Source organism: Pokkaliibacter plantistimulans, from assembly GCF_003194385.1.
In the GTDB taxonomy this organism is placed as follows: domain Bacteria; phylum Pseudomonadota; class Gammaproteobacteria; order Pseudomonadales; family Balneatricaceae; genus Pokkaliibacter; species Pokkaliibacter plantistimulans.
Window position 1 is genome coordinate 49,456 of the sequence record NZ_LAPT01000021.1, and the last position, 25,276, is coordinate 74,731.

At 55.6% G+C, this 25,276-nt stretch carries 25 protein-coding genes; 10 read left to right on the forward strand and 15 right to left on the reverse strand.

Annotated features, from left to right (window positions below):
* Nucleotides 1-17 precede the first annotated feature (17 nt).
* The 10 genes from sctR to sctW all read right to left on the reverse strand — a co-directional run bounded on the left by sctR (nt 18) and on the right by sctW (nt 10,191).
* Nucleotides 18-674 (reverse strand): type III secretion system export apparatus subunit SctR, encoded by a 657-nt coding sequence (gene sctR, locus WH50_RS05220; protein ID WP_110186369.1) that lies wholly within the window; start codon nt 672-674, stop codon nt 18-20.
* A complete protein-coding gene (locus WH50_RS05225; RefSeq protein ID WP_110186370.1) occupies nt 674-1,726 on the reverse strand; it encodes a FliM/FliN family flagellar motor switch protein in 1,053 nt (350 codons plus the stop codon). The genes sctR and WH50_RS05225 overlap by 1 nt, the downstream gene beginning before the upstream one ends.
* Nucleotides 1,716-2,243 carry a type III secretion system HrpP C-terminal domain-containing protein gene (locus tag WH50_RS05230; RefSeq protein ID WP_110186371.1) on the reverse strand — a complete coding sequence of 176 codons (528 nt, stop codon included), beginning with the start codon at nt 2,241-2,243 and terminating at the stop codon, nt 1,716-1,718. Before WH50_RS05230 ends, WH50_RS05225 begins: the two co-directional genes overlap by 11 nt.
* Nucleotides 2,240-2,707, reverse strand: coding sequence for a hypothetical protein (locus WH50_RS05235; protein WP_110186372.1), 468 nt, complete (start codon nt 2,705-2,707; stop codon nt 2,240-2,242). Before WH50_RS05235 ends, WH50_RS05230 begins: the two co-directional genes overlap by 4 nt.
* The gene (locus tag WH50_RS05240) at nt 2,694-4,049 is read right to left on the reverse strand and encodes a FliI/YscN family ATPase (RefSeq protein ID WP_110186373.1); all 1,356 of its coding nucleotides are present in this window, start codon (nt 4,047-4,049) and stop codon (nt 2,694-2,696) included. The genes WH50_RS05235 and WH50_RS05240 overlap by 14 nt, the downstream gene beginning before the upstream one ends.
* Nucleotides 4,049-4,933 (reverse strand): FHA domain-containing protein, encoded by an 885-nt coding sequence (locus WH50_RS05245; protein WP_110186374.1) that lies wholly within the window; start codon nt 4,931-4,933, stop codon nt 4,049-4,051. The genes WH50_RS05240 and WH50_RS05245 overlap by 1 nt, the downstream gene beginning before the upstream one ends.
* 140 nt (nt 4,934-5,073) lie before the next feature.
* On the reverse strand, nt 5,074-6,225 hold the full coding sequence (locus WH50_RS05250; RefSeq protein WP_165838308.1) for a GGDEF domain-containing protein: 1,152 nt from the start codon (nt 6,223-6,225) through the stop codon (nt 5,074-5,076).
* A 22-nt stretch (nt 6,226-6,247) separates the two neighbouring features.
* The gene (gene sctV, locus WH50_RS05255) at nt 6,248-8,335 is read right to left on the reverse strand and encodes a type III secretion system export apparatus subunit SctV (RefSeq protein ID WP_110186376.1); all 2,088 of its coding nucleotides are present in this window, start codon (nt 8,333-8,335) and stop codon (nt 6,248-6,250) included.
* Between the two features lie 72 nt (nt 8,336-8,407).
* On the reverse strand, nt 8,408-9,031 hold the full coding sequence (locus WH50_RS05260) for a GNAT family N-acetyltransferase (protein ID WP_110186377.1): 624 nt from the start codon (nt 9,029-9,031) through the stop codon (nt 8,408-8,410).
* Nucleotides 9,032-9,063: 32 nt separating this feature from the next.
* Nucleotides 9,064-10,191, reverse strand: coding sequence for a type III secretion system gatekeeper subunit SctW (gene sctW / locus WH50_RS05265; RefSeq protein ID WP_110186378.1), 1,128 nt, complete (start codon nt 10,189-10,191; stop codon nt 9,064-9,066).
* 162 nt (nt 10,192-10,353) lie between these two features.
* Between sctW and WH50_RS05270 the strand changes: the two genes are divergently transcribed.
* A complete protein-coding gene (locus tag WH50_RS05270) occupies nt 10,354-12,096 on the forward strand; it encodes a GGDEF domain-containing protein (protein ID WP_165838309.1) in 1,743 nt (580 codons plus the stop codon).
* Nucleotides 12,097-12,170: 74 nt separating this feature from the next.
* Here WH50_RS05270 and WH50_RS05275 read toward each other — a convergent pair whose 3' ends face one another.
* The 5 genes from WH50_RS05275 to WH50_RS05295 form a co-directional block, all read right to left on the reverse strand.
* Entirely contained in the window at nt 12,171-12,533 is a 363-nt protein-coding gene (locus tag WH50_RS05275) for a hypothetical protein (RefSeq protein WP_207780186.1), read from the reverse strand.
* A 282-nt stretch (nt 12,534-12,815) separates the two neighbouring features.
* Nucleotides 12,816-13,709, reverse strand: coding sequence for a type III effector protein (locus WH50_RS05280; protein WP_133251245.1), 894 nt, complete (start codon nt 13,707-13,709; stop codon nt 12,816-12,818).
* Nucleotides 13,710-14,023: 314 nt separating this feature from the next.
* On the reverse strand, nt 14,024-14,659 hold the full coding sequence (locus tag WH50_RS05285) for a response regulator transcription factor (RefSeq protein ID WP_110186381.1): 636 nt from the start codon (nt 14,657-14,659) through the stop codon (nt 14,024-14,026).
* A complete protein-coding gene (locus WH50_RS05290; protein ID WP_110186382.1) occupies nt 14,631-16,931 on the reverse strand; it encodes a PAS domain-containing sensor histidine kinase in 2,301 nt (766 codons plus the stop codon). Before WH50_RS05290 ends, WH50_RS05285 begins: the two co-directional genes overlap by 29 nt.
* Before the next feature lie 256 nt (nt 16,932-17,187).
* On the reverse strand, nt 17,188-17,790 hold the full coding sequence (locus WH50_RS05295) for a type III secretion system major pilin HrpA (RefSeq protein ID WP_110186383.1): 603 nt from the start codon (nt 17,788-17,790) through the stop codon (nt 17,188-17,190).
* Between the two features lie 252 nt (nt 17,791-18,042).
* Between WH50_RS05295 and WH50_RS05300 the strand changes: the two genes are divergently transcribed.
* The 9 genes from WH50_RS05300 (at nt 18,043) to sctC (ending at nt 25,267) form a co-directional block, all read left to right on the forward strand.
* Nucleotides 18,043-18,267, forward strand: coding sequence for a type III secretion system major pilin HrpA (locus WH50_RS05300; RefSeq protein ID WP_110186384.1), 225 nt, complete (start codon nt 18,043-18,045; stop codon nt 18,265-18,267).
* A gap of 144 nt (nt 18,268-18,411) precedes the next feature.
* A complete protein-coding gene (locus WH50_RS27110; protein ID WP_116453718.1) occupies nt 18,412-19,539 on the forward strand; it encodes a hypothetical protein in 1,128 nt (375 codons plus the stop codon).
* Between the two features lie 85 nt (nt 19,540-19,624).
* Nucleotides 19,625-20,005: a type III secretion system inner rod subunit SctI gene (gene sctI, locus WH50_RS05310; protein ID WP_110186385.1), complete on the forward strand. Its 381-nt coding sequence runs from the start codon at nt 19,625-19,627 to the stop codon at nt 20,003-20,005.
* Between the two features lie 49 nt (nt 20,006-20,054).
* Nucleotides 20,055-20,846, forward strand: a complete 792-nt coding sequence (sctJ, locus tag WH50_RS05315; RefSeq protein ID WP_110186386.1) for a type III secretion system inner membrane ring lipoprotein SctJ — start codon at nt 20,055-20,057, stop codon at nt 20,844-20,846.
* A gap of 44 nt (nt 20,847-20,890) precedes the next feature.
* Nucleotides 20,891-21,493 carry a hypothetical protein gene (locus WH50_RS05320; RefSeq protein WP_133251246.1) on the forward strand — a complete coding sequence of 201 codons (603 nt, stop codon included), beginning with the start codon at nt 20,891-20,893 and terminating at the stop codon, nt 21,491-21,493.
* A 62-nt stretch (nt 21,494-21,555) separates the two neighbouring features.
* Nucleotides 21,556-22,194: an HrpE/YscL family type III secretion apparatus protein gene (locus tag WH50_RS05325; protein WP_110186388.1), complete on the forward strand. Its 639-nt coding sequence runs from the start codon at nt 21,556-21,558 to the stop codon at nt 22,192-22,194.
* A gap of 171 nt (nt 22,195-22,365) precedes the next feature.
* On the forward strand, nt 22,366-22,587 hold the full coding sequence (locus WH50_RS05330; protein ID WP_110186389.1) for a serine kinase: 222 nt from the start codon (nt 22,366-22,368) through the stop codon (nt 22,585-22,587).
* A 1-nt stretch (nt 22,588) separates the two neighbouring features.
* On the forward strand, nt 22,589-23,062 hold the full coding sequence (locus tag WH50_RS05335) for a hypothetical protein (RefSeq protein WP_110186390.1): 474 nt from the start codon (nt 22,589-22,591) through the stop codon (nt 23,060-23,062).
* Between the two features lie 114 nt (nt 23,063-23,176).
* Complete coding sequence (sctC, locus tag WH50_RS05340; RefSeq protein WP_110186391.1) at nt 23,177-25,267, forward strand: type III secretion system outer membrane ring subunit SctC; 2,091 nt, start codon at nt 23,177-23,179, stop codon at nt 25,265-25,267.
* The last annotated feature ends 9 nt before the right edge of the window (nt 25,268-25,276 follow it).

Here is a 25,276-nt window from a genome sequence, read left to right on the forward strand (position 1 = left end):
TTCTCGTCAAATTGTCGTTACGACACATAGGTATAGAACAGACCATCCAGCAGGCGGCCCCAGCCATCCACCAGAACAAACAGCAAAATCTTCAGGGGTAGCGAGATGGTCATCGGCGATACCATCTGCATGCCTAACGCCAGCAGAAGGTTCGAGACGATCAGATCAATGACGATAAAGGGGATATAAATCAGGAAGCCTATCTCCAGACCCGCCTGCAGCTCCGACAGCATGAAGGCCGGAATGGTAATCAGCAGGTCGTCCTTGCTGACTTTTTCTGACATTTCTTTTGGCCACAGTTGCACGGTGTTGCCGATCAGATGGGTCTGCACATCCGGCTTGGAATTACGCGCCATGAACTGTTGCAAAGGGCCGATCAGGTGGTTGACGCTGCTCTGCATCTTGTCCAGAGAGCTGAAGTCAGGCGGTGTTTCCTTGATCTTGACGCTGATGTCCTTGAATACCGGCGCCATAACAAACAGGGTGGCGGCCAGGGCGATACCGTAGATGGCCATGTTCGGCGGCACCTGCTGCACGCCCATGGCATTGCGCGTGATCAATAGCACCATGGATATCTTCAGAAAGGCACTGCAGACGATCAGCAGGATGGGGAGCAGCGAGAGTGCGCCCAGAAAGAGCGCAAAAATCAGCGGATCGACCTGTCCCAGATTCATCAGAACGCTTCCGGTTCAGTGTTGTCAGCTAACATTCCCGGTAGTAACACACTGCTGATCTGTACCCCCAGGCGGCCTTCCACCTCGACCAGCTCGCCCCGGGCGACAGGCTGATGGCGATGATAAAGGGTGGCATAGCCCAGCGGTTCACCGGTCGCTATCAGTACGTTGCCTACCTGCAGCTGGCCAAGTTCTTTCAGCGTCATGGCGATCTGTCCTGCTTGTAGAGTCAGGGTGACAGGTGCATCACTCTCAAGCAGTGCGTCATGAACGCTGGACGGTGCGTTGTCATCGTATTGGTCGTACATGGATTGATCTTCTGCGGTGACTTCACTCAGATAAGTGATCTGGTAGGCGGGCAGGGTTCCTTCCTCGACATAAGCCAGTTGCAGACGCTTTCCTCCCAGTTGTACCGAACCTTCGCCATGAACCGTAAAGAACGGTGTTGTGGGTAGCAGAATATCGCCCGCACACAGTCTGCTGATCTGAGTCGCTTGTAGCGTTAACGTGCCCAGTAACAGCGGACAGCTGCATTGCAGCGATGACAGGTCAAGCCGGGAAAGCGGTTGCCATGGGCCGCGGTCAAGCAGCTGGTCCAGCGTCGAATCCGGCAGGGCAACAAGCAGCTGGCCGCTGCTCTCTGCAAACTGCCAGCTCAGTACATAGCAGGGCGAAGTGGGCGGCGGCGAAGCAACCGGCAGCAGATGCCCGAACAGGGCTCGGGCAGCGGGGCACAGTAACTGGTTGTAGAGCTGCAGATACCAGGGCGCTTCTGAGCTAGTGGATTCCGCCGTGGTGCTGGCAAAAGGGGCTGCTGATAGCTGATTGAGAAAGCGCTCGGCTTGAGTTCGCGCCAGACGCATCGGGCCGATGCCTGTGAGCACGTCCAGCCAGTCGCTCTCAGCGCTTTCCGGCGCCAGACTCAGGGTCAGGCTGCCCATCACTCCATCAATGGCCGCAAACTTCAGCTTGCGGCCATGACCCAGCTGTCGGCTGCGTAGCGCCTGTTGCAGCGATACGGTGCGCAGAGAGGCCAGCAGACTAGTCGTCATAGTCAGTGTCCTCGCGCAGAAATAGTCCCAGCGTCACAGGCCGACCAAGGCGTTCGCTGAGACGCTGGCTGATATGCGGGTGAGTTCTGCGTGCGTAGGCGAGTGCAGCCGGTTGCAGAAAGGTCAGGTCAATCTGCCATTCATCAGCAGACTGGCAGGCATTGAGTTGTACTTCACCCAGATGCGGCAGCAGCAAGGTGCATTCAATACTGTCAGGCGGTAAAGGCCCAAGCTGGTCAGCGATATGGTTTTCCAGTGTCGTCAGCACCAACGGTTGTTGTTGCCAGTCGCTGGATATGCAGTGCTGTGCGGTCTGTACTTTCTCTTCCTGAGGAAAAGGAGTAGTGACCGCGAGCGAAGCGAACAGCATCGCATCTGCACTGCTGAACGTTTCTTGCGGTGAAATGGGCTCATCAGTGGTGGATGAATCGCTGGCATGAGCAGCACGGAAGGTCGGTAGCTCCTGCTGCTGAGAAGGTCGGGCCTGGGCTTCATGGTTACTGAAGGTCGGTGTCATGTGGCCTCCTCAAGTTCATGGGTGAATATCTGCAGGCGTTCGTTTTCCAGCTGTAATACGTCTACCTGCCGCTTTGCCTGTTGTACCTTTTCCTGCTGTTGCTCCAGTGCCAGATGCAGTTCATTCAGCTCACGATTGATATCTTCCAGGTCGCGCAGCAATTGCTTTTCCTTGCCCATCCAGTCCTTCAGGGCTTCGTGGCTGATACTGCGTGACTGGTGCTCGGCAGCCAGCGTGGCACGCCGTTGCAGATGTTCTTCACGGCGCTGCTGTAGCTGCACTTCCTTCTCGTCTATGCGGCGCTGAATCTCTGCCAGGGCCTGTCTGGCACGGCGCCAGTGACGCTCGCTGGTATGCAGGCGATGGGCACGGATGGGTGTGAGTACCTTGAGATTGGCTTTGAGGGTGGCCAGTTCCGGGTCGGTCGGCGTGCTCTCTTCGCTGATAAACCTAGAACGGCGCATGGCTGCTCAACTGCTGCAGAACATGCAGGGTTTCGTCGTAGTGCGTGGGGTCATGCATGTCTTGCTGCAGAAAGCGATTGATGTCGCCCTGCAGGGCGACGGCAGCATCGGTGACCGGATCGTGCCCCTGCTCGTATTCGCCCAGGCGGATAAGCATTTCGACTTCTTTATAAGCGGACATCAGATTGCGCAATTTGCCTGCGGCCTGAATATGGGGACGCTCGGTGACGTTGGTCATGGTGCGGCTGATACTGCCAAGGACATCGATAGCGGGGTAATGATTTTTCTCGGCCAGCTTGCGTGACAGGATGATATGGCCATCAAGCAATGAGCGCACTTCGTCAGCCACCGGGTCACCGGCGATCACGTCGCCTTCAATCAGGACAGTGTAGAGCGCAGTAATGGAGCCCGCGCCTTCCATATTGCCTGCCCGCTCCACCAGCCTTGGTAGCATGGTGTACACCGAGGGTGGGAAGCCTCCACGGCCGGGAGGCTCGCCTGCTGCAAGGCCTATTTCACGCTGGGCGCGGGCAAAGCGGGTGAGGGAGTCGATCAGCAGCAACACCCGCTTACCCTGAGCACGAAAGCCTTCGGCAATGGCGGTCGCGGTAGAAGCCGCCCGGGCACGTTCCATACTGGTACGGTCGGATGTCGAGCACACCAGAATGGCACGCTGACGCAGCTCGTCATCAAGCTCATGGTCGAGAAACTCCCTCAGCTCCCGACCTCGCTCACCAATCAGGCCAAACACGATGACATCACAAGGCATGTTGCGCGCCAGCTCTGCCAGCAGGGTGGTCTTGCCGCAGCCTGCGCCGGCAAAAACGCCAATACGTTGTCCTTCACCGATGGTCAGCAGGCCATCAATGGCCCGCACGCCTGTCGGCATCGGCGAGCTGATACGGGGGCGCTGCGTTGGTGCCAGAGCGTCAGCAATCACTGGGTAGGTAAATTCATCACGCTCCAGAGTGAAGGCTTCTGATGGCCCCTGCAGATGACGACCGAAACCGTCGAGTACGCAACCGAGCAGGCTGTCATTAATACGAATGCGATGTTCCTGATAGTAGGGCGTTATACGGGCGCCCGCCTCGATGCCGTCCAGCGCGCCCAGCGCCGATAGCAACGCCGTGCTGTCACTAAAGCCGACGATTTCCGCCAGAACCTGTTTGTCGTCCTGACCTTCAATACTGCACAAGTCACCGATACGGGCGAAGGGCAGGCGGCTTTCCAGCAGGATGCCATTGACCTGTACCACCTTGCCCTGTACCTCCACTGCATTGACCCGAGCCAGACGCTGCTGCTGGCGCTGAGCCCAGGCGCGCAGCTGTGCGGGACATGACATTACCAGGTGACCTCGTAATCCTGCTTGCCTTTGAAGGTGACCTTGCTGGCCTCAATCGAGACCAGACGGATGCCGTCCAGCTCATCCCCCACGAACAGACGTCGGCCATCGCTGGTAACTACATGTCCCATGGGGCCGGACGTGATCTGTACGATCTCGAACGGTAACGTGAGTGACAGGGTGCTGATCTGATTATCGACCAGCAGGGGGGTGGTAAAGCGCTTCTGAAAGCGGCTGAGCATACGCTTGACGAGATCCTGTTCGTCGCGGCTGAGTGCCCCCGTCAGCAGTACCTGCTGGCCATGCACCCTGACTTTGACCTTGTCGCCCAGTTCCCGGTCATTAAGCATCTGCTTCAGTTGCTGTTCGACATCCGTCGAGGATGAGAGCGACATCTTGTTACTTGCGTTCTGGCTATTCACTGCTGGCCGCTCTGGTGCGGGGGAGAGTGCTGCCCAGGTGCTGGTGGCGACAATGGCTGCCGCACTGAGAAAGCCCAGTACAAAGGGAACAACCGAGCGTCGGGCCTGGACGGGGGCCGTAGCTACCGGATTGGTGGCGGCAATAGGCTCATCATCTTCGACTGGCCAGGGGGTATTGGCATCCACTACGGTCAGCCAGATACCGTTGATGGCAAATGCCACATTGGCGCCCAGTGCTTCGATACTTTCCAGTCGGTGCCCTTCGGCATCAGTGACCTTGCCCTGCAGCGCTGTCAACGCCCAGTTGCCTTCCTGCCATTGCAGACGGCAATGCTCGGGTTTGATGCCTGGATCAAACAGCACCAGATCGGCATTTTCATCGGCACCGATGAGCCACTGTTCGCCAATCAAAGGTAAGGCAGCGCCACGATGTAAGCCGGTAAGAACACGTAATTCATACATGATGACTGTCCCTGTGACTGCGCCCTTAGGGCATGTCAGGTGGTCATAAAACACATTGCTGGTTTGCCCTGTTATGCAGAAGCCAGGGCGGGTAAGACTCTGTGCCACTCAGTGATGCGGCAACTGAGTGCCTTTGCTGCTTAAGTGGGCTGCCCGGCAGTGGAGTTCCCGCTGAAGTGTGGATAGCCGATGCGATCACGGCCTTGCTCCTTGGCGGAGGTCAGGGTGCCAGCCGCTCTGGACAATAACGAGCGCAGGTCATCGCGGCTGGTGAGGGTAGCGACACCGATGCTCACCGTCAGACTCACTGCTTCGCCGGAAAAGTTGAACTTCTGCTCAGCCACGCGCGAGCGCAGCTTCTCGGCCACCAGTAAGGCGGTGTCGGCAGGTGAGTTTTTCAGCAGTACGATGAACTCATCGCCGTTCCAGCGACAGAGAATATCGGACGCACGCAACGTGGTACGTAACAGCGAGGAAAGGTGCTTGAGCAGGGTATCGCCAGCGTGGGTGCCGTAATTCAGATTGACTCTGGCAAACAGGTCAAGGTTGATCAGCAGTACCGACAACTCTTCCTTGGTGCGTTTGGCCTCCTTCAGCCCCTGACTGGCCAGTAGTTCAAAGCCGCGGCGATTGGGGAGCGTGGTGAGCGGATCAATGATGGACTGCGCCAGACTCTGGCGCTGCCACTCTTGCAGTGCTTTGTTACTGATACGCCAGACCAGCAGCACCAGAACGATGCCTGCCAGTGTCAGCATATAGGCAGGCGAGCTGAGGTCGCTGTACCAGCTGGGTGCGCTCATATCTGCAATGGCAATCAGGCGACCATTGTCCAGCAGCCGGGCAACCAGCAGGTGTTTGCCATCGTGATCCTGATAGTTGGCGTCAGGAGCGCCCTGTGCCAGCTGTTCCACCGCACTTTTCAGGCCCGGCAGCTGCTCTAGTGATTGGCCGCGCTGGGTTTGCATCGGGCCGCCTTGCGGGCCCGTCGCCAGCAGATGTCCCACGGCGTCAATGATATAGAGGTTGCAGTTCAGGCTTTGCAGCACCTGCGTTTGCAGGGTGGTGAGAAAGGCATAGTCATGAGTCAGGTCAGTGGACGCAGACGGCTGGCGGAGGTGAGGTTCCATGGCCTGTTCCAGCAACCATGCCGACATGTGCAGATGTTTGCTCATCTCTTCACTGTTCTGCTCATGTTCACGCTGCACAAGGCTCCAGCTCAGGGCAACAAAACACACCAGCAGCAGAGCGGCCAGTTTGAGGGGCAGGGTGGAGGATGAGCGAGCAGAGGGCATAGGCAGGTCTAATCCATAGTCTTCAGGCTTCAAGTGAGATGCGTCCCAGTACGTTGACTTGTGAAGTACTTTGTAGCTCAGAAAACGACAGCACGGGGACATGGTTGAACTCATCCTGCAGCAGGTTACGCAGAATCCGGCGAAGATCCTGTGCTACCAGCAGGATGGGTTTGGGCGCGGCGAGTACCGGGAAGGCTTCACGTAACTGCTGCACCAGCATATGGCTGGCTTCCTGTGACAGTGCAAAGAACGACTCGGTCTGGGTCTGGCGCAGCGAGTCGCGCAATAGCTCTTCGGTTTCTGGCGTCAGCAGCCATACATGCATACCGGTCTGCGTGCTGTACTGATGGCATATCTGGGCTTTGAGGCTGATGCGGATAAAGTCCGTCAATGCACCCACATCACGCTCATACTGACCGTGCTCAATTAGGGCTTCAGCGATAGGCCGAATGGCACGCAGTGGAATGCTTTCTGCCGCCAGACGCTGAAGTACGGCAGCAAAGCGCGAAGTGGGCACCACGCGCTGCAGCTCCTGCGCCAGTTCTGGCTGTTCGGCTTCCACCCAGCTGAGAATGGCCTTAGCTTCCTGCAGCCCGATGAACTGGGGGCCGGTTGCAAAGAACAGACGCTCCAGGCGTTCTATCACCAGTGTGGCGGGGGTAATAGGGTTCAGTTCTGTTGACTGTGCCAGCGCATGGCTGGCGGGATACCAGAACCAGCGTTCTTCGTCACGGTCCAGCCTGCCTTCCTCTCCCTCTGCCTGCTGCTGCTCAGACAGCAGGCTGCGATCTATGGCAACGCGATCTGGCGCGTAAGTCGCTTTGAGCGTGGGCACTTCATAGACACAGAAGCGGAACTCGTCCTCCGCCAGCTCTTCGTTATAGTCGATGTCGAAGGACGGTAGAGTGATGCCGTACTGGTTAACGATGCGGTTGCGGCAGCGGCGTGACAGGCGGATCAGCTCTACGGTGAAGGGATCATTTGGTGTGCTGCGACAGGGGGGGAACTGCAGCATGTAGGCGCGTGCCGGATTGAAACGACGGATATCTTCATCACCATTCATCTCCGGTGGGGTGTCTGCCGAAAGCCGATTCGCTTCGCGCATTTGTTGGATGCGCTTGGCTTTGAACAGCTGGAAGATGCCGCTGGCCAGCGACAGGCTGGCGAGAATGGTGAAGATGGTGGTGGGCATCCCCGGTAGCAGAGCAAAACCGAGCATGCCGAAGGAGGCTATGATCCAGGCTTTGGGCTGGCTGGTGATCTGTTCAGCCATCTCCCGGCCGATGTTGGCATCCAGCGCCTGATTGTCTGGTGCTACACGGGTAATGATCATACCTGCCGTCAGCGAGATCAGCAGCGCAGGAATCTGGGCAATCAGGCCATCACCGATCGTCAGCACCGAGTACAGATGCATCGACTCGGCAGCCGTCATGTCGTGCTGCAGGGTGCCGACGGCAAAGCCGCCAATCAGGTTGATGGAGACAATCACCAGACCGGCAATGGCGTCCCCTTTGACGAATTTCATTGCACCGTCCATGGCGCCAAACAGCTGACTTTCCTTACCTAACTGTTCACGACGAAAGCGTGCGTCACGGGCATCGATCAGACCTGCACGCAGATCACTGTCGATTGACATCTGCTTGCCAGGCATGGCATCCAGTGTGAAACGTGCCGCCACCTCCGCTACACGTTCGGAGCCTTTGGTAATGACCAGAAAGTTCACCACGGTCAAAATCAGGAAGATGACCAGACCCACCGCCAGATTGCCACCGACCACAAAGTTACCGAAGGCCTCAACGATATCTCCGGCGTCCTGCTCCAGCAGAATCAGGCGGGTAGTGGAGATCGATAGCGCCAGCCGGAACATGGTGGTGAGAAGCAGAACGGCAGGAAAGGAGGAAAACGCCAGTGGGCCGGGCAGATACATGGCCAGGGCAATCAGCAGTGATGACAAGCTGATGTTGATGGCAATCAGCACATCCACCAGCCCGGTGGGCAGCGGGATGATCATCATGAATACGATGGCGATGACGAAGGCGGCACCGACGACTTCGGAGCGTTTCATCGCACTGATGGCGATACGATTCAACAGCAAAAATAACTGGTTCATCAACGAGTCCACGAGTGTTCAGCGCAGGCTGAGACCGGATGGGTGCAGGGTGATGTACGGATCAGGCACGGATCACACCGGCGAGGAGCAGGGCCGTACAGCTTCTGAGTGGTGAGGTGCTGGCAGTGGTTCCGCGCTGTAGGGTAGTGGACGCGACAGCTTCAGCTCGAATTCCGTCTTGTATTCGACGGTGAAGCCATAGCGTTGATAGAGCTGTAATGCAGGATTGTTCTTATACACATCCAGCGCGATAGAGCGGCAGCCAGCCTGACTGCACGTATGCAGCACGCGCTCCAGTAACAGGGCGCCCAGCCCCTGACCCTGGGCGAGGGGGGAAAGCTGCAGATCCCACAGCAGCGCCGAATGCACATTGAAATGCAGCCGCACCAGCCCGATACGAACTTCATTGTTGTCGCTGAGGGCAAAGGGCTGCAGCGCAATATTAGGTGGTAACTGGGCGAAACGTTCGTCATCACGGGCAACGACCACCATGCTGTTATAGGTCTGTTGCCAGTAGTGAAGGAACAGCTCCTCACTCCATTTCACTCCAGCCTGAGTGTAATAGCTAAGCATGTTCGCGCGAGTGAGGCTGGAGGCGAAGGCAAGATCGTTGTCACAGGCATTCCTTAGTCGTGCCAGAGCACGAAGGGGGCTGTGCGATGCTGGGCGGGAGGTGCTGATTTGGCTGTTGGACATGTCAGTATCGTTCAGTGAGATGATGGCGGTTGCTACGCTTGCTGCTGAGCTGCCAGTTGCTGGCGTTCGAAGTGTGCATATTCGGTCATCATTCGTAGCATCAGATTGAGTGTGCCCTGACGCGACTTACCATCTTTCCAGATGGCCAGCGGCATTTGCTGGATAAGGGGATAGAGCGCGTTGAGAAACTGCAGATGATGCAACGGTGACTGGCCCACGGCGTCATCACTCAGGGTTTTGATTTCCCTTGGGTAAATATTTGACTGGGTAAACTCCACCAGTCGGCGGGTCAGGCGGGCTGCGCTCATTTGTCGGGCCATGTGTTTGGCCGCCATTTTGTTAAGCAGCTCACGGCTGCCATTAAGAATGTTGCTCAGCTGCTGACTGGCTGTCAGGTCACGCAGTAATACACGCAGCTGATTGACGGGGAGAGAGGGGAATTGTGAGCGCAGATCATCATCCATGGCGCGCATCAGCGTGTGGATGCCCTGGCTGAAATGATGCTCATCGAACTGGCTGAGCAAAGCATCAAAAATCGCAGCCAGTGACGCCTGGCCAACAATATTGCGGTAATAAAGACTGCGGATGTTTTGCCGTTGTTGCGGGTCCTGACTGAACATCGCCAGCGCTTCTGCGGTATTGATGCCTGCCTGTACTTCCGCGCCGTGTTCGCTGTGCAATGACTGCACAACTTGCTGAAGGTTATTGAGTAGCGTGCCGTTGCCCTGTGCCTTGGCTCGGTGCATGGCGTGTTGAGCCAATACTTCCGCCTTGGCAGGGTCACCTCCTACCAAGTCTAGCAATTGATCCAGCGAGAACTTCTGCTGTCCCATTGCCAGTAACTTGCGAACATCTTCATCCAGCCTGCTGTCAGCATGGCTGTTCAACAGGGTGTAAAGTGCTTCCAGCTTTTCAATGCGCAGCAACGTTCGCGGTTTAACCGAGCGCTCTTCCAGTGATTTGCTATGGCGCTCCACGCTTTCGCTGAACTTCATGGAGATTTCTTCCATGGAGTCTGCCAGTGCATCTTCAGCAATACTTTTCAGATCAACCTTTTCCGCCGGGGTGGAAGACGTCACCGGTGGGCTGTAGAAAGAGGTATCCAGTGTAGTGGCATCGGGCGTGGGGGTGATGCTCATGTTCATAGGATGATCTGCCATTGCAAGGTTCTGTCAGTGTGGGTGGCCATCCCTCAGACTGAGTTCCTCAGTGGTCTTGGTTGGAAAATTTTTTACTGCGATATGCAATCAGTAAGCGTATAACAGCCACTCACTTCTGGGCCCCTTCATAAGGTGATGGGGCTGTTGCTGGGTGGGCATACCATGTTGACGCTGAAGGTGGGGCAAAAATTCTGGCTGGGCAGTGCAGTTATCCTGGTGGGGTTGTTGGTGCTTAGCAGTGAGCTGTTGTTCCAGCAATGGCAGCGCTGGCGCAATCTTGAGCTGAGCAGACTTGATCTCGCTGACTTTCACTCGGCAATGCTGGCATTCAATGCGGTGTCTGCAGAGCGAGGCCCAGCCAATAATCGTCTGACCGCTGCAGGTCGGCAGACGGAAAGTCAGTTGCAGTTGGATCAGTCTCGACGGGAAACTAATCTGGCATTTGATCAGTTGGAGGTAGGGCTGCGTGAGCAGTCCTACCGGTTTGGTCTGGCGGAACAGTTTCAGTACGCGCGCCACAATCTGACGGTGGCGCGAGCGCGAGTGGATGAAGTTGCGACGATAAACCCTGGTCAGCGTCAGCCGATGACCATCCAGTCGGCGATCGATGCCATGTTCGGTGTGATCAATGTGCTTCGCCCGCCCATCAATGAGCTACAGACAGCGATACTGCAGCGCAATCCGCATCTGACTCAGGCTATTCTCACCGCACGTGTGATGACGGAGCTCCGTGATTACTACGGTCGGCTTGGTTCTGCGTTGATTGTTCCTCTAAATAGTGGCAGTGCTATTGATCAGCAGCGGCAATGGACCCTCTTTCACTTGAAGGGGCGCATCAGTCAGCTTACCGAGCAGGTCGATGTGCTGATCAAGCCCTATCAGGGCGGCTCACAGCGTTACGGCATTAACCGCGAGCAATTGCGCAATGGTCTGCAGACTGCGCTGGCTATGGTCGATAAGTTGATGACCGAGGGCTTGTTGGCGGGGCGTTACTCTATGACGGCGCGTGAGTTTACCGATACCTATGTGCCTAATCTGAACATGTTGGAACGATATCGTGATCGGGTGATGCTGCTCAGCCAGCGTGACGTCGTTGCTGCCACCGAAGTGGCACTAGGGCATCTGGTGACTTCAGCTGTCCTCTCTGTTGTGGTGACGGTGATCCTGTTGCTGGTGCTCTGGCGCCTGAACAGTGCCGTGCTCTTGCCGCTGCTGCGTGCCAGGAATGAGCTACTTGCGCTGGCAAGCGGAGAGCTCAAGGAGCCTCCGGCCATTCCGCGCAGCTATCGGGGGGAAATTCGTCAGCTCTATGTGGCACTGGATATTCTGCGTCAGGAGTTAAAGATCCGGGCGCGAGAAGAGGAAGAGCGTGCGGCCTTCAACGTCATGCTTAAGGTGCAGGCAGAAACGGATCCGCTCACCGGGCTATTCAATCGTCGGACGCTGGAGATTGCCGGGCGCAGGCTGGCCGACTACACCATGGATGATCGTGTGGGGTTGATACTGCTGGATATCGATTGCTTCAAAAGGGTCAATGATGATCATGGCCATCTGGCTGGAGATGAAGTGCTGAAGGAAGTTGCCCGGCGCCTTCGTCAGCGTGTCCCGGCATCCATGACACTGGCCCGTTACGGTGGGGAAGAGTTTGCCATCCTCTGTGATGACGCGGGTAAGGACACCTTGTTGAAGCTGGCCGATGTATTGCGACTGGTCATTGCCAGTGTACCCATTGACCTGCTGAAAGACGTGTCGCTGACTGTGACCGCCAGTGCGGGCGTTGCGATGAAGCGCGCTGATTTGCGCACCTGGCATGACCTGTTTGCCGAGGCAGACCGGGCGTTGTATCAGGCCAAGGCTAAGGGACGCAACTGCGTAGTCATCGCTGAACTTGAACAAACAGTCTGAGGGAGGGGCTTAACTCTATAAGCCCCTATACAAGGAAAGATTCAAAGGGAAAGATCCGGCAAGCCCAGGTCTGTTCAGTTCTTGCGGCCGCTGATGATGTCGGCGATATGTTCAATTACGCGTGCAGCCGTCAGCGCTGCATCCTGCTGTAATTCATCCAGCCCCTTGGCGTCATTAACAAAGCGCTCCTCCATTTCGCCGATGTAACGCGAAAAGTCGAATCGGTCTGCCTGTTCTGCCGCCGTCGGTGCTTTGCCCAGTGTGATCTGCAGGCGTTCGATCACCATGGCAATGGCAGTCTCAAAGGCGGCACGTTGAGCAGGAGTAAGGTAGCCATCGCCCTTGTCGAGTAATTCCTGCCAGGAATCTGGAGTGCTGGTTGGTGTGCTGGAGGCTGCAGTGCTGTTGTCAAAGCCCAGCAGATCGGTGTTGCTCATGGTTGTGTCCTCTGACGATCCCTGCTGAAAAGATAAATAGCAGGGTGATTAGCAGTGGTGGTGAATATGTTGGCTCGTGTCGTCGGTACTTCCGATGTATACGTTTAACTTAGCCGATACCTTAAACCTGCTGATGCCTGTAGGCAGGCGCTGAAAGAAAGTGTCAAACCACTGAGTGCAATTGCTCGGTTCGACAAACCGGCATGAAGTAAGGGTCAGTGATCCCGGCGACAAGGGGCAACCTGAGCGAATTCAGGTTGCCCGTGTGAATGGGTGACAAAATCAACTCATCTGAATCGATAGTTCAATGTTGGGACCGTTTTGGCCGCCCAATCCGCCAAGGCCACCGCCCATACCACCACCGGCCTGACCAAAGGTGCCGGAGTTGTTGTCCATCATTTTGGCAACCAGCTTCAGCAGGTCTTTCAGCAAGTCCTGAATCTGACCGCCACCATCCTGAGTGGGGGAAATGGCGTTGCTGAGTGAGTTTTCGCCGGCGCCTTTCATAAGTGAGTTGCCAATGTCGACCAGGCTCTTGCCGAGGTCTTCCGAGCTCAACCCTCCCAAGCCACCGGCGCCGCCCAGGCCGTTCCCGCCGCCCAGTCCACCCGCTCCACCCAGACCACTGTTGCCGCCGACACCGCCTGAACCGCCACCCGTGCCTCCACCTGAGCCAATGCCACCGACACCGCCCTGACCTCCACCCATGCCGGAGTTGTTTCCACCCTGGCCGCCGTTCATCATCATTTGCATCATGGCCATCAGCAGCATCTTCATCAGGTCTTCCATATTCATCTGACCGTCTGAGCCGCCATTGCTGCTGCCACCGCTGCCGGAACCGCCCTGACCGTTGGCCTGATCAGTGCCGCCGTTCTTCTGCATCTTGTCCATGAGCTCCTTGAGCATGTCGCCCAGCTCTGAGCCCTGACCACCTTGCGAATTACCCAGCCCGCCATTCTGGCCACCGGATTGTCCGCCCTGGGCACCCTGGCCCTGCGCCATCTGAATCAGCGCCTTGACCAACAGCTCGACCAGCTTTTCCAGGCCGTTGCTGCCCTGACCTGAACCTTGCAGGCCCTGGTTCTGACCGTTCTGGCCAAGGCCTGACGAAAAATCGGAATTACCCAGCGGGCTGAAGCCGCCAATGGAGTTGGACTGTATGCTCATCGTGGACATAACGTTTCCCTTCCTGTTCGTAATCAAATGTCCGGCCCTGTATTAAGGTCCGGGATAGATGATGGTAGGGAGCGACCCTTGTCACGGTCGCTGGTCTGAGGTGCTGCGGGATAAGAGGTTGCTCCACGCCATTCCGCTGAATGAGTGGTATGCACTTTGCTGAGGTTCCCCTTAGGAGCAGGGTAAGGTCGAAAAAGCGCAGCAATTACGCAAATCTAGTCGGTAATAACGGTAGGGGGATAACTGACAGCGGATCAGGGAAATGTGCCGGCGAGTGCCTGGGATTGATTCACCGGCCACACAGAGGGCGTGAGCTATCTGATCAGGTTGTGGGCGAGGGCATAACGCACAATTTCTGTATGGCTGGAAAAGCTCATTTTTTGCATCAGCCGGAATTTATGGGTGCTGACTGTTTTGTTGCTGATGCACAGTTCTTCAGCGATTTCATTGACGCTGAGGCCGCGTGCCAGCAGGCAGAAAATATGAAATTCCCGCTTCGACAGACTGTCATGTTTGGGTGTATCGATCGCCTCGTCAAAGTCGAAGGCGAGTTTTTCGGCCACATCGGACTGGATATAGCGGCCTCCCTGAGCCAGCTTGCGAATCCCGGCGATCAGGGTGTTGGCATCGCAGTCCTTGCTGAGATAGCCGCGTGCCCCTGCGCGGATGGTGCGGCGGGCAATCTGCGTCTCATTGTGCATGCTGAGTATCAGAATCGGCAGCTCAGGATAGCGCTTGGCGATAGTTTCAATCAGGGGAATGCCACTGAGTCCTGGCATCAAAATATCCAGAGTCAGAATGTCAGGCTGCTGCTGCTCCAGAATGGTCAACAGATGGTCGCCATCGACTGCTTCGGCCATCAGTTCAATGTCGTCATACAGTGCAAGCAGCTGTTTCAGTCCCTCACGCACAATGGAGTGGTCATCTGCAATCAACAAGCGAATCTTCATCGATGCCTCTTCTAGTGTTGCCAAGGGGAATATGGAGTTCAATATAGGTGCCTTTGTTGGGGGCACTGAACAGATAGAGTTCACCCCGGATCATGATGGCGCGCTCCTTAATGCCCATCAGGCCAAAGGATTCACTGTGCTGACGTTTGCTGTCGAAGCCGCAACCATTATCGCGAATGCCCAGAAGCAGATGAGAATCCAGCTCATGCAGCAGAATGTGCACCTGACTGGCATTGGCATGGCGGATAATGTTTGTCAGTGATTCCTGTACGATACGGAACACCGCTGTCGCAATGTCTTCTGGCAGACTAACGTCAGCACAGTTCAGGGTGAGCCGGCATTCACAGCTGCGATTGCGCTGCTTGAAGTCTTCTACCAGCCATTCCAGCGCGGCAATAAAGCCCATATCCAGCGCGCCAGGTCGCAGGCGTGATACCAGATTACGGGTAAAGGAGATGGTGTGTTGCAGCTGTTTGCGAATACGCCCCAGTTGCTGAGTGAAGGCTTCATCGGATTTTCCGTAGCGTACACTCATGCTCTGAATTTCCATACTCAGGGCGGTGAGCTGCTGACCCAGCTCGTCATGCACCTCGCGTGCAATATGCTTGCGCTCACCCTCGCGAGTGCGTTCACGGTGAGCCACCAGTTCCCGCAGCTGGCTGCGTGAATACTCCAGATCCTGGCGAAAGCGCTTGAGCAGGGTGATGTCGCGGCCGATGGCCAGCACGCTGTTGATACGGCCATCAGGGCCGCGTTCGGGCACCAGATTGATCAGCGAGCAGGCCGGACCTTTGATCGACATCCAGTTCAATTCAAATTCGAGGTTTTCGCCGCTGCAGATCACTTCCTTGATCTTGTTATGGTACATCAGGCCTTCTTCGCCACCAGGATACTCCAGCGGGGAAGAGTTGATGATGACCCGCGACAGACCGCCCGACATTTTGATGATCTTGGGGTTGATGTAGATACGGCGGCCATTGAGTTCGTGACGGCAAATCGTGTCCGGGGAGTTCTCCACCAGAGTGCGGAATTCCTGTTCTCGCTTTTGCAGCGCCAGTTCGGCATGGCGACGCTGGGAGTAGTCACGACCAATACACAGTACGCTGCAAACATGCTGTTGATTGTCGAACTCGGGGATAAGATGAGCTTCGTAGCAATACTCGATACCGTCATCGGTCCAGATGATGTCCAGCTCCTGCGCAGTGCCAGAGTCCACGACGTTCTTGATCTTATCGTACAGGGCCTGATCATTGTGCTTGATCACAGAGTCGTCAAGTGGAGTCTTGTTTAGCACATCTTCCATCTGGCTGGCATGGGCGATCTTCAGGTAGGCCGGGTTGGCATAGGTTCTGCGACATTCAGTGTCATAACGGATCACTACATCGCGCGAATGCTCGACCAGGGCTCTGAATTCCTGTTCCCTGAGCAATTTCTCCATTTCCTGTCGTTTCTTCTCGGTAATGTCGCGGGATATACCGGCAATCCGATACACCTCGCCCTGATCATTAAAGATAGGAATGATGGTGGTATCGAAGGTGCATAAGGTTCCATTGAGCAGCACATTTTCTTCGTAATGATAGGGCTGGCCGGTGTCGGTGCAGATGAGTTTCTGTGAGTAGCAGCTGGCAACTTTCTCCGGCGGCAGGAAGGTATCGAGATAGCGTCCGATGATCTGTTCAGCGGGTAAGCCCAGACGTTGGGCTGAGACTTTATTGACATCAACAATCAGCAGACGGCGCTCGGGAGTGATATCCAGCAGATAGAAATCATCAGTCAGGTTATCGAAAACCTGTTTGTGCTGTTGCTCGATTTTGAATCGCTGCTGCAGGACATGTTCAGCACGGCGGCGTCGTTCTTCCTGACGGCGTTCGGATATGTCACGGAAATAGCCCACAATCAGGCTTTTACCGTTGTGCTCGAAGTAATTGACGATGATCTCGACGGGGACATGGCGCCCGCCTGGCAAAACATGCTCAGACTCGAAGGTGTGAGTCTTATGTATCGCCAGATAGTTTTCCAGCTGCAGTAGCTTATGGGGATCGTAATGAGGGTCGATATCTGCCGGGGTCCAGGTCAGCACGGTTTCCCGGCTGACACCAAAATGACGGCAAACCGCCTCATTTACCAGAATAAAGCGATAGCCCTGGTCAGGGTCAGTGACAAAGATGGCAGGATCACGCATGGACTCGATCAGTGCGCGCAGCAGGCTGTTTTCCTGTAGCAGAGTATCAGCACTGATGTTCGGGAAGACGAGAGTACTAAGGTTTTCCATCGTAAAGGCTTGCCCGCAATAAACCTCAGAAAACAGCGTATTAGCACTGCTAATTAAACGGTTAAGTTACTTGATTGGCTGGTCTGGTGCTAGTGGTCGCGATTTGATGAAGACACAGGTTGTCAGTAAAACGTGACAATTGGGCGCAGCTGATGAGGCTTTTAGCCTTCGGGGGCAGAGGGCGTGTTGCTTGTGTGGGAATACAGGCGGCCAGCACGGCGGCTGGCCGAACGGGTGGAGTGCAGGCTGAAGGTATTCAGAAGTTGATACCCTTGCCACTTTGAGTGTTAGCGTTGTTCGCCTTGTTGGCTGAATCCACATAGCCATTGGAAATAGCGTTTTTAGTATCGACTATCAGTTTTTCAGACTGAGCAATGCTGGCTTGCACAACTGTCTCGGCAATGGTGTGCTCCATCATCTCGAGCGCATCAAGATTGTCCTTTAACATGCGCTGGCTGAGCTGTTCCAGATCACGGTTGATGCTGTCGAAATCGTTATTGCCAGTGCCGCCGGTGCCGCTGTTGCCTTGTGCATTACCACTACCGCCGGCATTGCCCAGAGGAGCGCCGCTTGGGTAGTGGCTCTGGTTGCTGCCATTCCCTCCACCTTGTCCGCCATAAAGATGGCCATCGTTAAATGCCAGTGGATTACCCTGCGCATCGAACAGACTGCCCCCGCCAGCCCTGCTATTGCTACCGCCCTGAGAGCCCTGACCCCGTGCAGAACGAGGGTCGTCATCAATAGTTATACTCAGGGTTATCTCCAGCCTTTTTTCTCTGGGTGGACTCCGAAATCCGCCGTCGGCTATGGGCTGTTGTGGCGGGAAAGACCCGCTGTGACAGCTGCCTGAAATTGCCATCCTTCATCTCCTCTTGCGTTGCAATCCTCAACGATGTTGCCCGCATAAGAACCGCTATGTCAGCGGTATGCCGAAGCTGAGTGGGAGGGCATCAGGGGCTGGTTCCGCAGTTTTTTCACCTGATCTGGGGACGGAAAAAAGTGAAAAAAGCGGCGGAACCGGAGTCGGGTGACCACCACTTAACCAGCGAGACATGCATCGGCGTGTCCGAAATCCAGAACACATTCTTCTGACTTTAGATAGGTGAAAATTATGAGTTCAGTTCTAGGTAGTCTAGGTGGTCAAGGTTTGCAGGCTTCTCAGGATGCTTTGCAGCTTCTGGATAAAACCTCTGCAGAAACCACCAAAATGAATGCGGCGGCGCAGTCTGACAAAATGAAGACTGACACCGTCAACAGTATCATGAACGGCTATGTTGACTCAGCTAACAAAGCCAACAACGCCGCTACTCAGAGCGGCAAGGCGATCAACTACTAAGATTGGTTTACGTTTCCAGGGATGGCAGGGGTCCGGTCTGGACGTGTGTAGTGGCTCCTGTCATTCGTGGTAATGCTCCGGAGATAGTTTCCCGAGGCTTACTGGTCGTGGTTGCTATCTGCCGACTTTGAAGGAGAAAAGTGAATGATCAATGCAACCCTGACTATCAGTATTCCTCTTGATAACTCCGGCGGATTGCTGCAGGGCGACACCAACAAAGGTGCCGCACCGTCGCAGCAAGGTTCCCAGGGTGGCAGCACCAATCCGCTGGCAGATATGCTGGCCGATGCGCTGACACAGGCGCTGTTTCAGAAACAAGGTGATGGCGCCACCTTTAATAACCCCGGCAACAATCCTTTGATGGATATGATTGCCAAGTTTATGGATCAAAATAAGTCCAACTATAGCGGGCCAGATGATGCCACCGGTAATGTGCGCAACTGGCAGGACGAGATGAGTGAAGATAACTATCTGGATAAGAATGAGCTACAGGAATTTACCAAGGGCCTGAAAGATGCTTTGTCCAGTGTGTTGGGCGGTGGCTTGCAGCAGATGTTGGGTGGTGCAGGTGGCATGGTGAGTGATGTAGGTAATACCATCAGCGGTCTTGGCGGTATGGCGGGTAGCGTGGCAGGCGGAGCCCTGGGCGGCCTTGGCGGTAGCATGATTGGTGGTGCGCTGGGCGATGCACTGGGTTCGGCCATCGGTGGCTCGATCAGTGGTCTGGGCAGCCAGATTGGTGGTCTGGGAGGTGGTTTCGGCGGCGGCTTTGGTGGTGCGGGCTTTGGTAGTGCGTCTCCTCAAAGTACAGGCTTTGGCGGCGGCAGCACGCTGGGTAATATGAGTCCCGCTATGCAGTCAGGTGTTGCTACAGCTGGCAGCTTTGCTTCCTATGCCGGTAAGACCGCATTGGACAGCATCGGTACTCACAATGATAGCGACACACGCTACTTCGTGAATAAAGAAGACCGGGAAATGGCAAAGGATATTGGTCGTTTCATGGACCAAAACCCTGAAATTTTCGGTAAGCCTGAGTATCAGAAAGATAACTGGGACAAAGCAAAGACGGATGACAAGTCATGGGCTGATGCACTGAGCAATCCTGATGATGATGGTATGTCCAAAGAAAGTATGGACAAGTTTAAGCAGGCGATCAGCATGCTGAAAGACACTATGGATGGTAAGAGCACTGGCAACCAGCAAACGGATATGGATGCCATGTTACTGGCGAACAGTCTTGTCAATCAGGCAATGCATAAAGTCGCTGCCTGAGTCTGGAAGGCGATGATGGCGGGTGATCACCGGGAGGTCATCCGCCTCTTTTCATTGTCGTCGATAGTGTTGGCAGGAGGTTCTCATGTCAGTGAAAGATATTCAGGGGCTGGGACAGGTCAGTATCCCTTCCGCGGGCGAGTCGGGTGAACAGAGCAAGATAAAGGCACCTTCTCAGCAGGACGTGCATTTTTTCAGTGCGGCGATGCAGGCTCCCCAGCAGGACCAGAGCAATACCAACGTGGCCGAGCGCATTGTTGATCAGCTATCTGGCTCATCAGAGCACTTGCAGGCGCTGTCAGACAAGGCTAACAAGGCGTTACGTAAAGCCTCCAAGTCTTCCAGCCCGGAAGACGTGATAGCGGCTAACCGCTCGTTATCCTCTTTCTATCTGGAAAGTTTGCTGACCACCAAGCTGATCAGCAAAGGTTCGCAGGCAATCGAAAAACTCACCAGCCTGCAGTAAACGGCCGGAGGCTGTTAAATAAGTACTGAGCCGCAGAGCGGGAGAAAGTATGGGGCGCTACCTGATAGTGGTATTACTGACGGGCATGCTGGCGTTGCTGGCTGGCTGCCAGGAACAGGTGGAGCTGAATCGTAATCTGACTGAAGCGGATGCCAACGAGGTGATTGCTGAACTGGCATCGAAGCACATCGAAGCGGACAAGACCATCACCAAGGAGGGTATCACGGTTATCGTTGATGTGCCGGACATGGCTCGAGCTGTTCGCATTCTGGATGCTGCCGGATTGCCGCGTAAGTCCCGCGAAAATATGGGTGAGGTGTTCCGTAAGGAAGGCGTGATTTCCTCACCGCTGGAGGAGCGGGCGCGTTATATCTATGCCCTGTCGCAGGAGCTGGAGTCGACGCTGTCGCAGATTGATGGTGTGCTTGTCGCCCGGGTCCATGTGGTGCTGCCTGAGCGGGTAGCGCCGGGAGAGCCGGTGCAGCCAGCTTCGGCAGCCGTGTTTATCAAGCATCGGGCTGATCTTGATCCTGATGTTATTCGCCCCCGTGTTGAACGTCTGGTGCGCAGCAGTATCCCAGGTCTTACCGACAAAGAAGACAAGCTGGCAGTGGTTTTTGTGCCTGCAGAGGAGTATCACGAGCAGCAGAGACTCGTTAGCTTTGGTCCGTTCTTGCTGCCTGTGGAGTCCTTGCGTTTCTGGCAGTGGAGTCTGATCACTGGGGTGCTGTTTCTGCTGCTGTCGATGATTGCCCTCTGTTTGTGGCTGAAGCCGGAATGGCGCAACGCCTTGTTGGGGCGCGTCGGTCTTGGCGCAACAGGCAAGGCTCCCGGACGATGATCCTTTTCACCCTTTGCCATTCCTTGAGCCGGTAACCGTTCAGTATGACCGCTACGGCTGAGCAGTTATTGCCATGGTTGCAGTTCTGGCAGCAACCCTGGCAGCAGATGCATGACTCCTGGATAGAAGTGTGTATACCGTCCAGCCTTCGTTGTCTTATCAGGGGTCAAAGGTGTGCGCTATGGCAACAGCTGGATGAGGTGCAATTACGGCAGATGTTTGATCTTGCCGACGAGGCACCCTCCATGCCGGGTGATGTGTTGCTGCAGTGGGTGGTGCTGTCGCATGACCAGCGGCTGCAGGTACTCAATCTGGCGGCAGAAGTAGCGGTTCGGCAATCCGGTGCCCATGGCATATCGCCTTCGGATGTCAGCTGGTGCCGGCACTTGGCCAAGGCGTTAATGCCGGGCAACTGGTCGGTAGCCCAGCACCCGCACTTGCCCGGAGAGCAGGTAGGACTGGCGCTGTTACAGCAGTGGATGTCAGTCGCTACCTGGAGTAGGGCAAAGCTGTGCTTTCCCAGTGACTGGGTACTGTCGTTACAGCATCTGGAGCCAGTGCCGGCCAATCGTCTCAATCAGCTATGGCATGCGGTAATGTGGCGAATATCCAATAGTCATACGGAAGAGGTGGGAAATGTCGGTTGACCGCATGCCTGCCACCCTTACCGCTGCCAGCTTGTCATCCATCTTCAGGAGTGAAAGTGTCCATGTTCGTTAGACGACGGATCTCCCTGCAGAGCGCTGAAGATCTCGCATTGCTACCCGTCATCACCGCCCGGCAGTTACAGTTATGTACTACGGTAGAGCAGATCACTGCACGTGCTGAGCAACAGGCGGCATTATTACTTGAGCAGGCGGAGCTGCAGGCTGAGAGTCTGTTGGGTGAGGCCCGGGCGCAGGCCGCTGTACTGGCTGAGCAGGCCCGGGCACAGGCACAGGAAGAGGTCTGGCAGGAGGCGAATGGATTATTGCAAACCTTGCAGCAACAGCGTGATGCGTTGTGGGACGAGGTGGAGCAGGTTGCAGAGCAGCTGGTGCAGAGTGCATTGCAGGCGGTATTGGGGGACATGTCAGCAGAGTTGCGAGGCCAGAGTCTGGTGCGCCAGCTGGTGGCCACACAACGGCAGGCCGTACCTGCCGTGCTACGCTGCACCACGGCGCTGCAACCCGTGCTGGAGCAGGCGTTACAGCAACAGAGGGTACGCCACTGGCAGTTAGAAACCGACCCCTTTGTTGCTGATGACAGCGTCATTCTGGAAACAGACGCCGGAGTGTTCCGCTGCTCCTGGTCAGCTATCTGTGAACAATTGAACAGTACGCTGAATACCCATACCGAAGACCATTAATGTAATCCACGGGTGTCAGTGTCCTGCCGGTGTCACTGGGTCTGGCGTGATGTTGCGTGACTTTCCCCGCTTTATCGTCTAATCCCCCTTCCTGTCCGGGGTGATTCCGGGAACCTTCAGACATGCTGAACCACCCATAGATTACTGATTACATGCTAATGGGAGGTTCCTATGTCTTCGGTAGAATCCGTTCGTCATCGCCTTGATACCCAGTTCGAGCGCAGTCAGAAAAACATGGATGACATTGCCACCAATCTGGAGGGGGCATCGCTTGATGACATCTATGCCTTTAACTCGGCCATGCGACAAAACGCCACTGCCAGCTGGGCAGTGAATCAGGAGCTGCAGGTCAAGCATAATCTGGCCAAAGCGATCATCAACGAGATTCGTTGAGATGCCTGCTATGCAGGAAACCAGGGAAGGCATTGCCCGCTGGCTGGCAGCGTCAGATCAGCAATTGCGACTGGACATTGACCGCTTCAGCTGTGTCCTGAGCAAACAGCATGGGGGGGTTGGCTGTGCGTTCGAGTTTGGTATGTCTCTGCACGACGCCGGTTTCAATCCCCGCTTGTTGTTGCAGCTGGCTTCTGCCGGTCTGGGGCGCTTTGTCGGGGCACTGGCACTGAATCCCGACGATGGACAGTGTGTGCTGGTGAAGTGGGTTGCCTGCAATGGCGAATCCGCTCAGCAGGACAGCACAGATGTGCTTAGTGTCGTGGAGCAGCTGGCCAATCAGGCCGAGGTGTGGCATGACATGCTGCTCAGCTATCAGTCACGTCATCGAAGCGGCCGCAACCAGAGTGTTGTGCCGCGCAGCCCCAGTGTTTTACCCCTTTCTCTGTCTCAGCAGTTACGAGGCTTTCGTTAAGCAAAAACAACAACTACAACTACTAGCAGCACCTGCGGCTGAGTCGATAGCGACTTGGTTGAGCCTTCTCTACCCTGCGGGAACGATGAACAGTACGAATAACATGAGGGTGTTATGCGTAGAATTACCTTGATTTTGTTGTTGCTCGGCCTGCTGTACGGCGGTTCATCGTACGCAGCGGTTCCCGAAAGCTGGAAGACCACCGCCTTCGCCTATGATGCGCATGACACTCCACTGGAGCTGGCATTATCGGATTTTGCCCGTACCTTTGGGGTCAAGCTCGATATGGGCAACGTCTCCGGTACCGTCGATGGCAAGCTGCGCGCTAACAATGCGTTGGAATACCTTGATCGGCTGGCGCTGGAACACCAGTTCCTGTGGTTCGTCTACAACGGTACGCTGTATGTCAGCCCGCAGGATGAGCAGACCTCTGTCAGTCTGGATGTGTCGGAAGATGCGGTCTCTGATCTCAAGGATGCACTGACGCACGTAGGTTTGCTGGATGAGCGTTTTGGCTGGGGTGAGTTGCCCGACGAAGGTGTGGTGATCGTGTCGGGCCCTAAACAGTACGTGGATTTCGTCAAAGCGCTGAGCAAGAAGAAAAAGAAGGGTGACGATAAGCTGGAGGTCATGGTTTTCCCGCTGAGATACGCTCTGGCCGATGACCGCTCTATCAAGTATCGCGGGCAATCCATTGTGGTGCCTGGTGTGGCATCCATGCTTAGTGGCCTGCTGGAGAAGAAAGGTGGCAATGAGGTGCCCCTTGGCTTCAATACCGCCGACATGACCATGCAGAGCAGTCTCAATGCACTGGATGCCATGCAGGAACAGGCCACCACCCGTATTCAGGACAGCGTAAACAACCGCAGCCTGACGCAAGAAGAAATCAACCAGAAGCTACAGAACAATCGCAAGAAAGGCGGATCGAAAGTCAGCGCTGATATTCGTAATAACGCTGTGCTTATTCAGGATGATCCGGAAAAAGAGCCGATGTATCAGGCGCTGATCGACAAGTTGGACCAACCGCGCAGCGTGATTGAGATTGATGCCATCATTCTCGATATTGATCGCAGTAAAGTTGCTGAGCTGGGTATTAACTGGCGTATTGGTAGTGGCAGCACTGAGGCGACGTTCAATGCTTCAAGCGCTGATCCGTTTATTGCCAGTGGTTCCTCCGCCACGGTCCTGATTCAGGATTTTGGCCATTTCTTCACACAGATTCGTGCGCTGGAAAGCAAGGGCGATGCGTCACTGATTGCCAATCCGTCGATTCTGACCATTGAGAACCAGCCAGCCGTCATCGACTTCAACGATACCGCCTATATCACCGCCATCGGTGAGCGGGTGGCCAATATTACCCCCGTTACCGCGGGCACCAGCCTGCAGGTGATCCCTCGTTCCATTGGCGAAGGCCCGCAGCGACTGATTCAGCTGTCACTGGATATTGAAGACGGTAGCATCGAACAGTCAGATGGCAGCACTGCCCCCAGCGTCAACCGGGGCACTATCAGCACTCAGGCGGTAATTCGTGCTGAGCGTTCACTGGTGGTGGGCGGCTTCAATGTGGAGCAAAGCCAGAACCAGAACAGCAAGATTCCGCTGCTGGGCGATCTGCCGGGGGTGGGTAATCTGTTCAAGTACAAGAGCACCAGTCATTCCAACCGCGAGCGGCTATTTATCATTACGCCGCGTCTGGTCGGTACGGAGGTCAATCCGATCAAGTATGTCTCCGATGAGAATCGCCACGAGGTGGATCAGGCACTGCGCAAACAGAAGGGGCGCAGCAGCAGTGCGGAGCATCATGTCACCCGTGGCGAGGTGGAGGATGCCCTCAGTGCCTTTGCTGACCATTACGTGCCCAAGGGTTTTCAGGCTGCGCCACCTGTCGCGGTCTATGGCCCGGAGCAGATTTGTCATGCGGAAAATATGCTGTTCCTCAAGGACAAGGTGCAGTGGTACGCCAATGACCGCTTTGCTGTGGTGATCGGGGCGGTGCGAAATAACAGTGCTGAGAGCCGTCGATTTGATGAAGCCAGTTGCGATAGCCGAGAGACACTGGCCGTTGCCGTATTGCCTGGCGCAGCACTGAAGCCCTGGCAGCAGGCGGAGGTCATGGTGGCGGTCAGGATTCCTGATCCTGATCGTCTGCAACGGCCGTCACTGATTGAGCCTGTCGCATCATCTACCCCTCCCGTCACGCCCTGAGGAACTCGT

What these genes read in the sequence shown, in the direction of transcription:
- sctR (WP_110186369.1), bottom strand. Translation starts at nt 674, where the DNA reads ATGAATCTGGGACAGGTCGATCCGCTGATTTTTGCGCTCTTTCTGGGC.
- WH50_RS05225 (WP_110186370.1), bottom strand. Translation starts at nt 1,726, where the DNA reads ATGACGACTAGTCTGCTGGCCTCTCTGCGCACCGTATCGCTGCAACAG.
- WH50_RS05230 (WP_110186371.1), bottom strand. Translation starts at nt 2,243, where the DNA reads ATGACACCGACCTTCAGTAACCATGAAGCCCAGGCCCGACCTTCTCAG.
- WH50_RS05235 (WP_110186372.1), bottom strand. Translation starts at nt 2,707, where the DNA reads ATGCGCCGTTCTAGGTTTATCAGCGAAGAGAGCACGCCGACCGACCCG.
- WH50_RS05240 (WP_110186373.1), bottom strand. Translation starts at nt 4,049, where the DNA reads ATGTCATGTCCCGCACAGCTGCGCGCCTGGGCTCAGCGCCAGCAGCAG.
- WH50_RS05245 (WP_110186374.1), bottom strand. Translation starts at nt 4,933, where the DNA reads ATGTATGAATTACGTGTTCTTACCGGCTTACATCGTGGCGCTGCCTTA.
- WH50_RS05250 (WP_165838308.1), bottom strand. Translation starts at nt 6,225, where the DNA reads ATGCCCTCTGCTCGCTCATCCTCCACCCTGCCCCTCAAACTGGCCGCT.
- sctV (WP_110186376.1), bottom strand. Translation starts at nt 8,335, where the DNA reads ATGAACCAGTTATTTTTGCTGTTGAATCGTATCGCCATCAGTGCGATG.
- WH50_RS05260 (WP_110186377.1), bottom strand. Translation starts at nt 9,031, where the DNA reads ATGTCCAACAGCCAAATCAGCACCTCCCGCCCAGCATCGCACAGCCCC.
- sctW (WP_110186378.1), bottom strand. Translation starts at nt 10,191, where the DNA reads ATGGCAGATCATCCTATGAACATGAGCATCACCCCCACGCCCGATGCC.
- WH50_RS05270 (WP_165838309.1), top strand. Translation starts at nt 10,354, where the DNA reads ATGTTGACGCTGAAGGTGGGGCAAAAATTCTGGCTGGGCAGTGCAGTT.
- WH50_RS05275 (WP_207780186.1), bottom strand. Translation starts at nt 12,533, where the DNA reads ATGAGCAACACCGATCTGCTGGGCTTTGACAACAGCACTGCAGCCTCC.
- WH50_RS05280 (WP_133251245.1), bottom strand. Translation starts at nt 13,709, where the DNA reads ATGTCCACGATGAGCATACAGTCCAACTCCATTGGCGGCTTCAGCCCG.
- WH50_RS05285 (WP_110186381.1), bottom strand. Translation starts at nt 14,659, where the DNA reads ATGAAGATTCGCTTGTTGATTGCAGATGACCACTCCATTGTGCGTGAG.
- WH50_RS05290 (WP_110186382.1), bottom strand. Translation starts at nt 16,931, where the DNA reads ATGGAAAACCTTAGTACTCTCGTCTTCCCGAACATCAGTGCTGATACT.
- WH50_RS05295 (WP_110186383.1), bottom strand. Translation starts at nt 17,790, where the DNA reads ATGGCAATTTCAGGCAGCTGTCACAGCGGGTCTTTCCCGCCACAACAG.
- WH50_RS05300 (WP_110186384.1), top strand. Translation starts at nt 18,043, where the DNA reads ATGAGTTCAGTTCTAGGTAGTCTAGGTGGTCAAGGTTTGCAGGCTTCT.
- WH50_RS27110 (WP_116453718.1), top strand. Translation starts at nt 18,412, where the DNA reads ATGATCAATGCAACCCTGACTATCAGTATTCCTCTTGATAACTCCGGC.
- sctI (WP_110186385.1), top strand. Translation starts at nt 19,625, where the DNA reads ATGTCAGTGAAAGATATTCAGGGGCTGGGACAGGTCAGTATCCCTTCC.
- sctJ (WP_110186386.1), top strand. Translation starts at nt 20,055, where the DNA reads ATGGGGCGCTACCTGATAGTGGTATTACTGACGGGCATGCTGGCGTTG.
- WH50_RS05320 (WP_133251246.1), top strand. Translation starts at nt 20,891, where the DNA reads ATGACCGCTACGGCTGAGCAGTTATTGCCATGGTTGCAGTTCTGGCAG.
- WH50_RS05325 (WP_110186388.1), top strand. Translation starts at nt 21,556, where the DNA reads ATGTTCGTTAGACGACGGATCTCCCTGCAGAGCGCTGAAGATCTCGCA.
- WH50_RS05330 (WP_110186389.1), top strand. Translation starts at nt 22,366, where the DNA reads ATGTCTTCGGTAGAATCCGTTCGTCATCGCCTTGATACCCAGTTCGAG.
- WH50_RS05335 (WP_110186390.1), top strand. Translation starts at nt 22,589, where the DNA reads ATGCCTGCTATGCAGGAAACCAGGGAAGGCATTGCCCGCTGGCTGGCA.
- sctC (WP_110186391.1), top strand. Translation starts at nt 23,177, where the DNA reads ATGCGTAGAATTACCTTGATTTTGTTGTTGCTCGGCCTGCTGTACGGC.